We start from the raw sequence: 12,206 nt of genomic DNA on the forward strand, positions 1-12,206 counted from the left end.
CGGCATGTCACATTTCGCGGGCAGGCGTTGTCATCCCCTTCGTGGCTGCACTTTTGAAGGAGGTGACGATGGCCAAGAACATCGCAACGATTGACCCTCAGTCCCCATGCCTGACGCTGATAAACGTTTATGAGGTCGAGCCGAAGAAGCAGGCTGCCTTGGCGAAGGCCCTTTCGGAATCGACCGAAAACACCATTCGCCACCAGCCCGGCTTCATGTCGGTCTGCATCCATAGCAGCCTCGACGGAAAGAAGATCGTGAACTACGTCCAATGGGCATCCAAGGAGCACTTCGAGGGCTTCATGAAGAAGCCCGAGATGCAAGAGAAACTCAAACAGTTCGCGGGCCTCGCGACGTCGGTCACGCCAAGCCTCTATACGGTCGAAGCCGTTCACGCGGAGTAACGAAGGAATGGCAAGGCGGCAGGACCATGGACGACATCCCCACCGACCCATCATTCTCTGAAATTCGCCCCCGCCTCATCCGCCTCGCATACCGGATGCTCGGATCGGTGGCGGATGCCGAGGACGTCGTCCAGGATGCCTATCTCCGCTGGCTGGCGACCGACCGCGAGACGGTCCGGCAGCCGGCGGCCTTGCTGCACACCATCGTCACGCGCCTCTGTCTGAACGAACTGAAATCCGCGCGGCGCAGACGCGAAACCTACATCGGGCTGTGGCTGCCGGAGCCCCTCGTTGACGCGGGAGAATTGGATTCCATCGACGACATCACGCTTCCGTTGATGATCGCGCTGGAGCGTCTGTCGCCGTTGGAGCGAGCGGCCTTTCTGCTGCACGATGTTTTCGGCATGGGGTTCGATGAGGTCGCCAGCGCCATAGGCCGTGAAGCCGCGACATGCCGCAAACTGGCCAGCCGGGCGCGTGAGCATATCCAGGCGGCTCGCCCACGCTTCCTCGTGACGGAAAAGCATGGGCTGGAGATCGCTGCGGCGTTCTTCGCCGCGTCGCGCGACGGTGACATGGACCGCCTGCGTTTGCTTCTCGCCGATGATGTCATTGCCAGCGCGGACGGCGGTGGCAGGGTGCCGGCCTCGCAACGTCCATTGATCGGAATCGATGAGGTGATGGCGCGGCATGTCCAGCTTGCGCAGGAGTTCAACCAGTCGCCGTCCTTTCTCATACGCTATGCCATGATCGACGGGCTTCCCGGCTTCATCTCCGTCGAGGGCGGCCGGATCGTGCAGACCACCGCCTTGCACATCGAGCAGGGAAAAATCGTCGCAATCTACATCACCAGAAACCCGGACAAGGTGCGGCACCTGGACGGGCACTGTCGCGGAGTACGGATCGAGATCGAGCAGAGCTGAGGCCGATCAACGGTTTCAGCCTGGCCCCTTCGGGTTTCGACGGACGCTCACCCCGACCAGTCCGCGCTGAGCGCCTCCTCCTCCAGATCCAGCCACGCCCCGGCCAGCGGCCCCACCGTCAGGTCGCCGCCCAGGCCCGCGTCGCCCATCGCCCCGGCGAAGCCGTCCTGCATGTCGGCCAGCGCGGCGGAGGACAGGCCGCCGCCGGTCTGCAGCGTCACGTCGAACCGCCGCCCCTCCCCCGCCGCGACGAGTTGAACCGCCCCCAGCGCCGGCAAACGCATCTGCAGGACCAGCGCGCTCCCCGTCTGAAGGTCAACCCCGTCGGAAATGGCGCAGAGCAGGCCGCTGCACCCGCCCGCCACCGTGCCGTCCATCACCGGGATGCTCATCACCCGCCACTCCCGCCCGTCGGCGGTGCGGCGGTGGCGCGGCGCCAGCGCCAAGTCGAGATCGTCCAGCAGCGCACCGCCGTCGAGCTGCTCCAGCAACCGGCAGCGCTTCGGCCCCAGCCACGCCCGTGCGCCGTTGGCGGTCGCCGCCAGGAAGAAGGCCAGCCCCAGACCGAAGGTGGAATCGCAGCGCGGCAGCCCGCCGCGCAGCTCCTGCGCCGCCCGCGGGTCCAGCGCCTCCACCACCGCCAGCAGATGGCCAACCTCGGCGACCGCGTCCGGCATGAGCATACCCATCGGTAGACGACTCAGTAAACGACGGCGTCCGCTTCGTCCGATTGCGGAAGGACGATCGCCCCGTCGTCGGCCATGGCCTTGGCGACCTGCACGATCTCCGCCTGAGCCTCGTTCACGTCGCGCATGCGCACCGGCCCCATGTTCTCGATCTCGTCCTGGAGGATCATGCGGGCGCGCTCGGACAGGACGGACAGGAAGTGGTCACGCTGCAGCGCCTCCGCCCCCTTGAGCGCGATGGCGAGCTGTCCGGTGTCGCAACGCCGTATTACCGCCTGGAGCGACACGCGGTCGAGCCGCAGCAGATCCTCGAAGGTGAACATGAGCTGGCGGATGCGGTGGGTCGAATCCGGCATCACGGCGTCCAGGTCGGTGAAGATGTCCGCCATGGTGTCGCGGTCGATGCGGTTGAAAATGTCGGCCATCCGCTCGTGCGTGTCGGCGCCGTGGGTGCGGGCGTAGTTCGCCATGAACTCGTTGTGCAGGATGGACTCGATGTCCAGCAGCACCTTGCGCTGCACGGATTCGATCTGGATCATCCGCTCGATCACCTCCAGCCGCAGCGCCGGGGCCAGCAGCGGCAGCACCTTGGCGGCGTGGTCGCTGCGCATGCGGGACAGGATGACCGCCGCCGTCTGCGGGTACTCGCCCGCCAGATAGGTGGCAAGCACGGCCTCGTTCACGTTGGACATCTTCTCCCACATGGTGCGGCCCGCCGGGCCGCGGATCTCGCCCATGATCTCCGACACGCGGTCGTCGGGCAGGAAGCGGGAGAGCATGCGCTCCGTGCTGTCGTAGGAGCCGACGACGGAGCCGGTGTTGGCGAAGCGCTCCGTGAAGCTGCGCAGTAGCGCCTCGACGAGGTTGGAGGTGACGTTTCCCAGGCTGGCCATGGCGCGGCTGACCATGCGGATCTCGTCGTCGTCCAGCTTCTCCATCAGCCGGGAGCCGCGCTCCTCGCCCAGCGCCAGGAAGATCACCGCGGTCCTCTCCGACCCGCTCAGGCTCTTGAAATTGTCTCGGATCTTGATCGGCATGCCCATGCTGGCACCTCAGAAGAAGCGGTCGGCGGTCAGGGTGGAGTGGTCGGAATCGTCATCCCGCTCCAGGGGGCGGTCGCCCTGCAGGCGGTCGTGACGGAAGACGTTCGCCAGGACGCTGCCGGCGACCAGCACCATGCGGTGCGGCACCAGCGGGTTCGGATCGAGCGCGTTCAGGAGGGTGACGACGGCCGTCTCGTCGTCCACCGTGACGCCCCGCCGTCTGGCGAAGGCGGTCACGCTGTCGGCCATCCCCGACGCCCCGGCGGGGGGTGCGGCGGGCGGCGCCGACAGACCGGCGGAGGGAACGGCGGGCAGCAACCGGGGCTCGGTCATCGCGTCAGGTTCCCCCATAGGAGCGGATCAGGCTGTTGGCGATCAGGAACCAGCCGTCGGTCAACACGAAGAAAATGATCTTGAAGGGCAGCGCGATCATCACCGGCGGCAGCATCATCATGCCCATTGCCATCAACACCGCCGCCACCACCATGTCGATCACCAGGAAGGGCAAGAAGATCAGGAAGCCGATCTCGAAGGCGCGGCGCAGCTCCGACAGCAGGAAGGCCGGGACCAGCACGCGCAGGTCAGCGGTGGCCGCTGTCTTCGGCTGCTCCGCCTCCGGCTTGCCGGTGAAGCCGGCGAAGGCCGACAGGTCCTTGTCCCGCACCTGGGAGGCCATGAAGTTGCGGAAGGGCTCGACCATCCGCTCCAGCCCCTGCTCCTGGGTCACCTGCTCGTTCAGCATCGGGCGCAGCCCGTCCTGCCACGCCGTGTCGAAGACCGGCCCCATGATGTGGAAGGTCAGGAACATGGCGAGGCTGATCAGCACCATGTTCGGCGGCGACTGCTGAAGCCCGAGCGCCGAGCGCAGCAGCGACAGCACGACGATGATCCGGGTGAAGGAGGTCGCCATGACCAGCAGCCCCGGCGCCACGCTGAGCACCGTCAGCAGGACGATGCCCTGGATGACGCGCCCGGACAGCGACCCGCTCTCCCCCGTGGCGCCGCCGAGGGCGCTGCCGATGGAGGACAGGTCCAGCCCGCCGCTCTGCGCCCAGGCCGCCGCGGGAAGCAGAACGGCGAGCGCGGCGGGAAGGCCGTACAAGGACAGGCGTCGGATCATGGCGGGAACCCGTGGATGCGGTGCTGGAAGTGTCAATCGATCGCCAGATCGGTGCGCACGATCTCGGTCAACGTGACGCCCAGCCGCTGGTCCTCGACGATCACCACCTCGCCGCGGGCGACCAGACGGTGGTTCACCAGGACCTCCACCGGCTCGTCCACCTTGCGCTCCAGCTCCACCACGGCGCCGCGGCCGAGCTTCAGGAGCTGCGCCACCAGCATGCTGGTGCGGCCGAGCACCACCTGCACGTCCACCGGGACGTTGTAGATGGCGTTCATCGAGCCTCCGGCGACCGCCGCGGCGGGGATGCCGGCGGGGTCCTTCTCGGCGGGCTTGGCGTCGTCTTCCAGGACGTCGAGGTTCAGTGGGGCCATGATGCGGTGCTTTCCGTGTCGGTGAAGAGGTCATGTTCGGTGGACAGGGCAGCCAGCGCGCGGTCGCACAGGCCGTCGACGGCGCGCTCCACCGCGGCGGGGTCGTAGCGCAGGCCCCCGGCCTCCCAGGCGGCGTCGAGCCCGCCGGGCGGCAGGGACGGGTCGGCGACCACCTCCAGCGCGCCCTTGAAGCCAAGGGACTCCGGGTCGGCCAGCCGGGCGCGGACGGACTCCGCCAGATCGGGATGGACGCGCAGCCGCAGCCGCGGCGACCCGCCGGCCAGCCGCAGGGCATCCGTGGCGAGCCGTTCGGTCTCCGCCGCGCCGATGCGCTCCAGCAGCGCCGGGGCGAGACGACGGACGAGCGCCAGCATCACCGCCGACCCCTGCGCCTCGACCCCGCGCAGGGCGTCGGTGAAACGGTCGTCCAGGGCAGCCAATTGCTCGTCGAGATGGGAGAGCGCCTGCGCCAGCGCGGCGTCGGTGCGCGCCGCGGCCTCCGCCGCCCCTTCGCGCCGGCCCTGCTCCACCCCCTCGGCAAAGGCGCGGACTTCGGCGCCGTAGACGGCGGCCTGGAGGTGGCGTTCGGAATGGACGATCTCGTCGAGCGGGTCGACGGGGTCCGGTTCGGGAGCAACGCCGAACTCCGCCGCCGCCTGCGCCGCGGCCTGGGCCGTGCTGTCGAAGCGCAGGTCGAAGCGGTAGCGCGGGTAGCCCATCAGACCGCCTCCTCGTAGAGCCAGGAGCGCAGGATATCGATGGCCTCATCCGGGTACTGGTCCACGATGTCGCCCAGCCGGCGGATGGAGGAGGCGCGCACCCGACCCTCCACCGTGCGCAGCTCGATGAGCTGGTCCATCGTCTCCTCGATGCCCGGCAGGGCCGCGGTTGCCGGATCGCCCGCGTCGGTGAGCTGGGCCGCCTGCATGGCGGGATCGCTGCCCATGGCCGGACCGGTGAGCTGCGGCATCGCCGCTCCGGCGGCCAGCGCCGGGGCGGCGGTTTCCGCCGCCACCGGCTCCGGCGCCGGGAAGACGCGGCGGATCAGCGGGCGCAGCCCGAGCACGATCAGCAGCCCGCAGAGCACCAGCAGGATCACCCACTGGATCAGCGTCATCACGTTGCGGCTGAGCGTGTCGACGATCTCCGCCATCGGTTCGCGGGCGCCCAGCTCGGGGGCGAGGTTGACGAATTCCAGGTTGTCGACGGTGACCCGGTCGCCGCGCGCCTCGCTGAAGCCCATGGCGGAGCGCACCAGCTCGGTGATGCGCTGCAACTCCTCGGGCGAGCGCGCCTCGTAGCTGCGCGTGCCGTCCTGCGCGGTCGCCCAGGTGCCGTTGACCAGCACGGCGACGCTGACCCGGCGGATGTCCCCCGGCTCGATCACGGTTTCGCGGGCGACGTTGGAAATCTCGTAATTGACCGTCTCCTCCTGGCGCTTGGAGTCGGAGGAGGAGCGGTTGTTCTGGGCCTGGGCGCGGACCTCGCGCTGCGGCAGGTTCTGCTCGGCGGTGACCGGCGGCTCGCCCGTGCTGTCCAGGCTGCGGTCCTGCTCCTGCACCGTCTGGGTGGAGCGGACGACCTGGCTGTTCGGGTCGAAGCTCTGGCTGCGCACGACCTCCCGCTTGGTTTCGACGTCGACAGCAACCTGAACGCGAACATTCCCCTGCCCCAGCCGCGCCACCAGCATCTGCTCGATGGCGCGGGAGATGCGCGTCTCATGGCCGGCGCGCAGCCCGTCCACCTTCGCCGAGGACCGGGCGTCGCCGTCCTCCTCGGTCAGCAGCACCTCGCCGGAGGCGTCGAGCACGGTGACGGCGCTCGGCTTCAGGTTGGGCACGGCGGCGGAGACGAGGTGGCGGATCGACAGCGCCTGCCGCCGTTCCAGCGGCGCCCGGCCCCGCATGCGCACCACGATGGAGGCGGTCGGGGTGGGGGCGGCGCGCGAGAACTCCTCGCGGTCGGGCAGCACGATGTGGACGCGCGCCGCCTCGATGCCGGACAGCGTCTCGATGGTGCGGGCCAGTTCGCCTTCCATGGCGCGCAGCCGGTTCATCCGCTGCATGAAGCTGGTGATGCCCAGCGGCTTGTCGGTGTCGAACAGCTCGTAGCCGATGCCGCCGCGCGACGGCAGGCCCTTCTCGGCCAGCAGCATGCGCAGCCGCGGCACCTCGGCCTCCGGCACCTGGACGGCGGTGCCGTCGAAGGCAGCGGACACCGGCACGCCCATAGCCTCCACCGCCTTGACGATGCGCCCGGCCTCCGCCGGTTCCAGCCCGGTGTAGAGCGGCGTCATGTGCGGCCGCGACAGCAGAACCGCCATAGTGGCGACCGCCAGGACGATGCCGACACCCGTGCCGGCCAGCACCAGAAGGCGCGTGCGCCCAAGCGTCCGCAGATTGTCGATCAGTCCCGTCACGACACCCGCACCTTTAAAGTTTCCGAAAAGCGGGGACCGTAATGTTCACCCCGTGAGCCTTCACAACCTACCGGGATGACTTTTAAGCGGAGTAAAAGCCGCGAAGATAGACCGGAAGGAAGTCGATAAAACTTGATCGTTTAAAACAGTCTCTCAAATTTTCGGTATTTTGGAGGCGCCGGCCGCGATGAATACAGATGCTGGAAAGGCAAGGACGGGAACGCCGGGCCGGCAGCGGATGTACGTCATCGTGCTGCCGCTGGCCCGGCTGGCGCTGGGGGCAGCCGCCCTGTGCGGCGTCGCCGCAGCCGGGTTCGGCGGCTACTGGATGGCCGTCGGGCCGGACGGGGTGGCGCGGCTGTTCGAGGGCACGCCCATCGCCGAACCGGCCCAGGCGACGCTCGACATGCCGGAGCTGCTGGTGAACCTGCGCCCCGATACGCCGTCGCGCTTCATGAAGATCGGGGTGACGCTGGCGCTGGCGCTGGCGCCCAAAGACCGCGGCCGGGTGGAGCAGGCGATGCCCCATCTCGTCAACGCCCAGCAGGAGTTCCTGCGCAACATCGACCAGCACGACCTGCGCGGCTCCGCCGGTCTGCTGCGGCTGCGCGAGGAGTTGCGCCGCCGCTTCAACCTGATCCTCGGCCCGGACACGGTGTCCGACGTCCTGCTGCGCAGCCTTCTCACCCAATAGCCGACCCAGAGGAACGGATGAGCACTCCCATCGACACGGACGACGGCAGCGGCCAAAACGGCGCCACCGGGGACGATCTCGACTGGGGCCTGGACGCCGCCTCCGGTGAGTCCGAGGCCGCCGCCCTGATGGCCGACACCAAGGAGCTGAGCCAGGAGGAGATCGACCGCCTGCTGAACTTTGCCGTCGGACCGCAGACGGAATCCGCCGGTCAGACCCGCGCCATCGAGCGGCTGATCAGCACGACGACGGTCAACAAGGACCGGCTGCCGATGCTGGACGTGGTCTTCGACCGCATGGTCCGGCTGCTGAACACGTCGCTGCGCCAGTTCTCCTCGACCAGCGTGGAGGCCAGCCTGCTGCGCATCGACTGGCTGCGCTACAACGAGTTCCTCGACACCATCGAGCTTCCGGCCCTGGTCGGCGTCGCGCGGGCGGAGCAGTGGGACAACCACATCGTCGTGTCGGTCGACAGCGCGCTGATCTACTGCATGATGGACGTGCTGCTGGGCGGACGGCGCAGCCGCGCCCGGCGCATCGACGGGCGCACCTACACCTCCATCGAGCGCAAGATCACCGAGCGGCTGATCCGGGTCATCCTCCAGGATCTCAGCCAGTCCTTCGACCCGATCACGCCCATCGACTTCACCTTCGACCGGCTGGAGACGAACCCGCAATTCGCCACCATCACCCGCGCCACCAACGCGGTGATCCGCGTGCGCATCGCGGTGGAGGTGGAGCGCCGCGTTGGCCACGCCGAGGTGGTGATCCCATACGCCACGCTGGAGCCGGTGCGCGGCAAGCTGGTGCAAACCTTCATGGGCGAGAAGTTCGGCCACGACACGGTGTGGGAAAGCCACCTGAAGGCCGAGCTGATGCGCGCCAAGCTGGACCTCGTCGCGGTGCTGCAGCAGACGCAGGTGTCGCTGGGCGAGGTGCTGAACTGGGAAAAGGGCACCTCGCTGAAGCTGCGCATCGACCCCGACGCGCCGGTGGTTCTGCAAAGCAAGACCACTCCCCTCTTCGCCGGCCACATGGGCCAGCGCAACGGCAACATCTCCGTCAAGATCGACACCGACCTGGAGACCAAGCAGGAGCTGATCGATGGTCTCATTCCTCATTGACGCCGTCCTGGCGATCATGCTCGTCACCGCCACGGTGTTCCTGGTGATCGTCAACAAGCGGCTGAAGGTGATGCGCTCCAGCCAAGCCGAGATCGGCGCGCTGATCGGCACCTTCTCCAAGACCATCGACGAGACGGAGGCCTCGGTGCAGCGGCTGGTCGCCGCCGCGACGGAGGCCTCGGCCAAGCTGTCCGACGGCCTCGACCGCGCCAAGGGCGTGACCGAGGAGGCGGCGCTGGTCCTCGGCTCCTGCGAGCGGGCGTCCAAGCGCATCGAGGCGTCCGTGCAGGAGGCCCGCGCCCTGGTCCGCCGGCTGGAGGACGGCCCGGCGCCGCGCCCGCGACCCCGCCCGGTCCCGCCGCCCGCGGCCGTCCCCGCCACCGTCACGGAACCGGTGCCCGCCCCCGCGAACGCCGCTCCTGCGCCGGACAGCGACTCGCCGGAGGATGAGGATGGCTTCCGCCCGATGCGCGTCGCCGCGCTGGCCGGAGCCGCCGCCCGCCCGGCAGAGGAACCGCCGCCCGTCCCGGAGGCCGCCATTGAGACCGCCGAATCCGCCATGGAAACCGGCGGCGCGCGGCAGCAGGCCGCCAACGCCTTCTACGCCCGGCTGCGGGCCATCGGACCGGAGCGCTGAGCCATGCTGCGCGTACTTCCCATCACGCTGGTGGCGATCCTGATGATGCTGCCGCTCAAGCTCGGCTCGCTGATGGAAGGGCTGCCGGTGGTTGCCCAGCAGTTCGACCGCGAGTTCGGCAAGCATGAGCGCCCCTGGGCCAAGGATCTGAAGGGCGGCGCGGAGCCCTCCTCCCTGGACGCCCCGCCAGCGCCGGCCCCCGCCCTGGCCGCGCTGCCGATGACCGCGGCGGCTTCGCCCGCGGACGCCGTCCTGCCCGCGGCGAGCTGCACCGACCCGGCCCTGCGCGCCGCCATCGCGGAGCAGAAGGCCGACGTGACCAGCCGCACCCGCCATCTCGGCGAGGCGGAAGCGGTGCTGGCCGCCGCCGAGACCCGCGCCACCGCCCAGATCCAGAAGCTGAGCGCCATCAAGCGCGATGTGGAGGCGCTGATGCAGCAGCGCTCAAACCTCCAGGCGGAGGATCTGAAGCGCATGGTGACGATCTACGAGACGATGAAGCCCCGCGACGCCGCACGCATCTTCAACGACCTGGAAACCGACATCATCATCGACGTGCTGGACCGCATGGCCGAGCGCCGCTCCGCCCCGATCATCGCGGAGTTGGAGGATGGCAAGGCGCGCGAGGTCACTCGCCTCGTCCTGCAACGGCGCGCCCTGCCCGGCGACCGCCCGCCGCCGCCCGCCCCGCTGCCCGTCCGCCTGATGCAGACGCCGACGAACTGAACCCGGTTGCGGTTCTCTCACCAAGAGACATCATGCCCAGCCTTCCCGACGTCATCGCCGCTCCACCGCCCCGCCCCGCCCGTTCCGCGGAGACGACGGCAGCGCCGTCTCCCGGCGCGCCGGGCGAGCGCGAGGCGTCCGGCACGCCCTTCGCCGACCTGCTGGACGACGCCGCGGGGCAAGGCGACGCCGATGCGGACGGTGACCAAGCGGACTCCCCCGCCCGAACCGGTGGCGCGCCGGCCGGCGCCGACGCCGCCCTGGCCGCGCTCCTGCCGCTGCTTGCCGCCCCGCCGCCCGCCTCGGCGCCGGGCATCGCGGACGCCGCAGCTTTACCGGACTCCGTGCCTTCGACCGGCGCCCTGTCGGTGCTGCCACCCGTCACGGCTCCCCCGGCGGAGACCGCCGCGACGCCCCAGCCGCCGGCTCCGGCCCAACCCGGTCCGCCGCAACCGGCCGCGTCGCAGCCCATGGTGCCCACCATCCCGGCGATCCCGAATACCAGACCGGACGCTGGGGCGGACGGGACACCGCCACAGGCCACGACCGACTCCGCGGCACCCGCCACCTCGTCCGTTGCCCTGCCGGCTTCCGGGGCCAAACCGGACTCAGCCCCGCTGTTCCAAGCCAAGGACCCCGCGACGCCCGCCAAGGGCGACGCAACGCAAACCCCATCCCCCCAGCTTCAGCAGGCGATGGCCCAGGCGGGCGGCAACGCCGCGTCCAACGGCGGCACCGGCCAGAATCCGGGGCAAGGACAGGGACAAGGCCGCGGCAACCCGACCGGACCGGAAGCCTTGTCGGGGCTGTCCTCCCCGGCGGACCCAGTCGGCACGGCACCGCTGCCCTCTTCCCTCGCTCCGCCGGCGGCCCACGCGGCGGCCCACTACGCGGCGCATCCCGGCGAGAGCGCCGCGGCGCGGCTGCCCGCCGCCCAGGTGGCCGGCCAGCTGGTGCGCGTCGTCGAGGCGGGCGGCGGCGAGTTCCACATCGACCTGAAGCCGGAGGAGCTTGGCCCCGTCCGCGTCGTCGCCGAGTTGAGCGGCGCCCGCGTCGCTCTGCATGTCCAGGCCGAAAGCCCGGAGACGCTGGCCCTGCTGCGCCGGGACATCCATCACTTGGAACGCGCCCTGTCCGACGCCGGGTTCGAGCTGGATGGCGGCACCCTGAACTTCTCGCTGCGCGGCGACGGCGAGCCGCGCGGCTTCGCCTTCTCCGGCCAGGGCGACGGAACGGGGGGGCGCCAGGACAGCCCCGGACGGGCGATCCGCCTCGCCGATTCCTCCGGCGCCCTGCCGCCCGAACGCGCCGCCCGCCCCATCGACGGCCTCGTCGACATCTCCGTCTAGCCGCAAGGACCCGCCATGACCACGACCGCGGCCACCAACACGGCCACCACCCCCCCCGCCGCCGCCGCCAAGAAGCAGACGGTGGATTACGAGGCGTTCCTGAAGCTGCTGACCGCGCAGCTGCGCAACCAGGACCCGCTGTCACCCATGGACGCCACACAGTTCATGACGCAGCTCGCCCAGCTCTCCACCGTCGAGCAGGGCGTGCAGACGAACCAGACTCTGGGGCAGGTGCTGGACACGCTGAAGAACAGCGGCATGCGGCTGGACATGGCCTATCTGGGCCGGAAGGTGGAAGCCGCGTCGGACCGCATCAGCCTGTCGGAGGGCAAGGCGGAGATGGCCTATGCCATCGATGGGGCCGCCGCGTCGGTAAAGATCGAGGTGGTGAACGACGCTGGGCAGGTGATCTACAGCGCGCCCGGCAGCCCGAAGGCGGGCCGGCAGACCTTCACCTGGGACGGCAAGCGCAGCGACGGCGCCACCGCCGCGGACGGCACCTACCTCGTGCGCGTGACGGCGAAGGACAAGGCCGGCACGTCGCTGACCACCGCCACCGTGACGACCGACACGGTGAAGGAGGTGCGCAGCGTCGACGGCGAGACGCAGTTCGTCCTGAAGGGCGGCGCCACGGTGAAGGGCACGGACATCCTGTCCGCGTCCTGATGGTTTCACCGGATTGATTCGATGGTGGAAACGGCGTGCTG

General features: G+C 69.6%; 15 protein-coding genes. 8 read left to right on the forward strand and 7 right to left on the reverse strand.

The annotated features are described in order from the left end of the window. Positions 1-68: 68 nt before the first annotated feature. Positions 69-404: an antibiotic biosynthesis monooxygenase family protein gene (locus tag H1Q64_RS31060; RefSeq protein ID WP_237908155.1), complete on the forward strand. Its 336-nt coding sequence runs from the start codon at positions 69-71 to the stop codon at positions 402-404. A gap of 26 nt (positions 405-430) precedes the next feature. Then, positions 431-1,327 carry a sigma-70 family RNA polymerase sigma factor gene (locus H1Q64_RS31065; protein ID WP_237908156.1) on the forward strand — a complete coding sequence of 299 codons (897 nt, stop codon included), beginning with the start codon at positions 431-433 and terminating at the stop codon, positions 1,325-1,327. A 47-nt stretch (positions 1,328-1,374) separates the two neighbouring features. On the opposite strand, the gene H1Q64_RS31070 is transcribed toward H1Q64_RS31065, so the two are convergent. The 7 genes from H1Q64_RS31070 to fliF are packed head-to-tail and all read right to left on the reverse strand — an operon-like array spanning position 1,375 to position 6,969. Continuing rightward, the gene (locus H1Q64_RS31070; RefSeq protein WP_237908157.1) at positions 1,375-2,016 is read right to left on the reverse strand and encodes a hypothetical protein; all 642 of its coding nucleotides are present in this window, start codon (positions 2,014-2,016) and stop codon (positions 1,375-1,377) included. 11 nt (positions 2,017-2,027) lie between these two features. Next, positions 2,028-3,056: a flagellar motor switch protein FliG gene (locus H1Q64_RS31075; RefSeq protein WP_237908158.1), complete on the reverse strand. Its 1,029-nt coding sequence runs from the start codon at positions 3,054-3,056 to the stop codon at positions 2,028-2,030. Positions 3,057-3,065: 9 nt separating this feature from the next. Next, positions 3,066-3,389, reverse strand: a complete 324-nt coding sequence (locus tag H1Q64_RS31080; protein ID WP_051658806.1) for a hypothetical protein — start codon at positions 3,387-3,389, stop codon at positions 3,066-3,068. Positions 3,390-3,393: 4 nt separating this feature from the next. Further along, positions 3,394-4,176, reverse strand: coding sequence for a flagellar type III secretion system pore protein FliP (gene fliP, locus H1Q64_RS31085; protein WP_237908159.1), 783 nt, complete (start codon positions 4,174-4,176; stop codon positions 3,394-3,396). A gap of 32 nt (positions 4,177-4,208) precedes the next feature. Continuing rightward, a complete protein-coding gene (fliN, locus tag H1Q64_RS31090) occupies positions 4,209-4,550 on the reverse strand; it encodes a flagellar motor switch protein FliN (protein WP_237908160.1) in 342 nt (113 codons plus the stop codon). Next, on the reverse strand, positions 4,538-5,269 hold the full coding sequence (locus H1Q64_RS31095) for a FliH/SctL family protein (protein ID WP_237908161.1): 732 nt from the start codon (positions 5,267-5,269) through the stop codon (positions 4,538-4,540). The genes fliN and H1Q64_RS31095 overlap by 13 nt, the downstream gene beginning before the upstream one ends. Beyond that, positions 5,269-6,969: a flagellar basal-body MS-ring/collar protein FliF gene (fliF, locus tag H1Q64_RS31100; RefSeq protein WP_237908162.1), complete on the reverse strand. Its 1,701-nt coding sequence runs from the start codon at positions 6,967-6,969 to the stop codon at positions 5,269-5,271. Before fliF ends, H1Q64_RS31095 begins: the two co-directional genes overlap by 1 nt. Before the next feature lie 238 nt (positions 6,970-7,207). Here fliF and H1Q64_RS31105 point away from each other — a divergent pair, with 238 nt between their 5' ends. The 6 genes from H1Q64_RS31105 to H1Q64_RS31130 are packed head-to-tail and all read left to right on the forward strand — an operon-like array spanning position 7,208 to position 12,165. Beyond that, the gene (locus tag H1Q64_RS31105) at positions 7,208-7,663 is read left to right on the forward strand and encodes a flagellar basal body-associated FliL family protein (protein WP_237908163.1); all 456 of its coding nucleotides are present in this window, start codon (positions 7,208-7,210) and stop codon (positions 7,661-7,663) included. Between the two features lie 17 nt (positions 7,664-7,680). After that, a complete protein-coding gene (fliM, locus tag H1Q64_RS31110; protein WP_237908164.1) occupies positions 7,681-8,787 on the forward strand; it encodes a flagellar motor switch protein FliM in 1,107 nt (368 codons plus the stop codon). Further along, positions 8,768-9,424 carry a DUF6468 domain-containing protein gene (locus tag H1Q64_RS31115; protein ID WP_237908165.1) on the forward strand — a complete coding sequence of 219 codons (657 nt, stop codon included), beginning with the start codon at positions 8,768-8,770 and terminating at the stop codon, positions 9,422-9,424. Before fliM ends, H1Q64_RS31115 begins: the two co-directional genes overlap by 20 nt. 3 nt (positions 9,425-9,427) lie before the next feature. Continuing rightward, entirely contained in the window at positions 9,428-10,150 is a 723-nt protein-coding gene (locus tag H1Q64_RS31120) for a MotE family protein (RefSeq protein ID WP_237908166.1), read from the forward strand. 32 nt (positions 10,151-10,182) lie between these two features. Continuing rightward, positions 10,183-11,499, forward strand: a complete 1,317-nt coding sequence (locus tag H1Q64_RS31125; protein ID WP_237908167.1) for a flagellar hook-length control protein FliK — start codon at positions 10,183-10,185, stop codon at positions 11,497-11,499. A gap of 15 nt (positions 11,500-11,514) precedes the next feature. Continuing rightward, the gene (locus tag H1Q64_RS31130) at positions 11,515-12,165 is read left to right on the forward strand and encodes a flagellar hook assembly protein FlgD (protein ID WP_237908168.1); all 651 of its coding nucleotides are present in this window, start codon (positions 11,515-11,517) and stop codon (positions 12,163-12,165) included. Positions 12,166-12,206 lie beyond the last annotated feature (41 nt).

The sequence above is a fragment of the Azospirillum brasilense genome, assembly GCF_022023855.1.
Taxonomy (GTDB): domain Bacteria; phylum Pseudomonadota; class Alphaproteobacteria; order Azospirillales; family Azospirillaceae; genus Azospirillum; species Azospirillum brasilense_F.

Coding starts and splice junctions, on each gene's coding strand:
- H1Q64_RS31060 (WP_237908155.1), top strand. CDS start 69: ATGGCCAAGAACATCGCAACGATTGACCCTCAGTCCCCATGCCTGACG.
- H1Q64_RS31065 (WP_237908156.1), top strand. CDS start 431: ATGGACGACATCCCCACCGACCCATCATTCTCTGAAATTCGCCCCCGC.
- H1Q64_RS31070 (WP_237908157.1), bottom strand. CDS start 2,016: ATGGGTATGCTCATGCCGGACGCGGTCGCCGAGGTTGGCCATCTGCTG.
- H1Q64_RS31075 (WP_237908158.1), bottom strand. CDS start 3,056: ATGGGCATGCCGATCAAGATCCGAGACAATTTCAAGAGCCTGAGCGGG.
- H1Q64_RS31080 (WP_051658806.1), bottom strand. CDS start 3,389: ATGACCGAGCCCCGGTTGCTGCCCGCCGTTCCCTCCGCCGGTCTGTCG.
- fliP (WP_237908159.1), bottom strand. CDS start 4,176: ATGATCCGACGCCTGTCCTTGTACGGCCTTCCCGCCGCGCTCGCCGTT.
- fliN (WP_237908160.1), bottom strand. CDS start 4,550: ATGGCCCCACTGAACCTCGACGTCCTGGAAGACGACGCCAAGCCCGCC.
- H1Q64_RS31095 (WP_237908161.1), bottom strand. CDS start 5,269: ATGGGCTACCCGCGCTACCGCTTCGACCTGCGCTTCGACAGCACGGCC.
- H1Q64_RS31105 (WP_237908163.1), top strand. CDS start 7,208: ATGTACGTCATCGTGCTGCCGCTGGCCCGGCTGGCGCTGGGGGCAGCC.
- fliM (WP_237908164.1), top strand. CDS start 7,681: ATGAGCACTCCCATCGACACGGACGACGGCAGCGGCCAAAACGGCGCC.
- H1Q64_RS31115 (WP_237908165.1), top strand. CDS start 8,768: ATGGTCTCATTCCTCATTGACGCCGTCCTGGCGATCATGCTCGTCACC.
- H1Q64_RS31120 (WP_237908166.1), top strand. CDS start 9,428: ATGCTGCGCGTACTTCCCATCACGCTGGTGGCGATCCTGATGATGCTG.
- H1Q64_RS31125 (WP_237908167.1), top strand. CDS start 10,183: ATGCCCAGCCTTCCCGACGTCATCGCCGCTCCACCGCCCCGCCCCGCC.
- H1Q64_RS31130 (WP_237908168.1), top strand. CDS start 11,515: ATGACCACGACCGCGGCCACCAACACGGCCACCACCCCCCCCGCCGCC.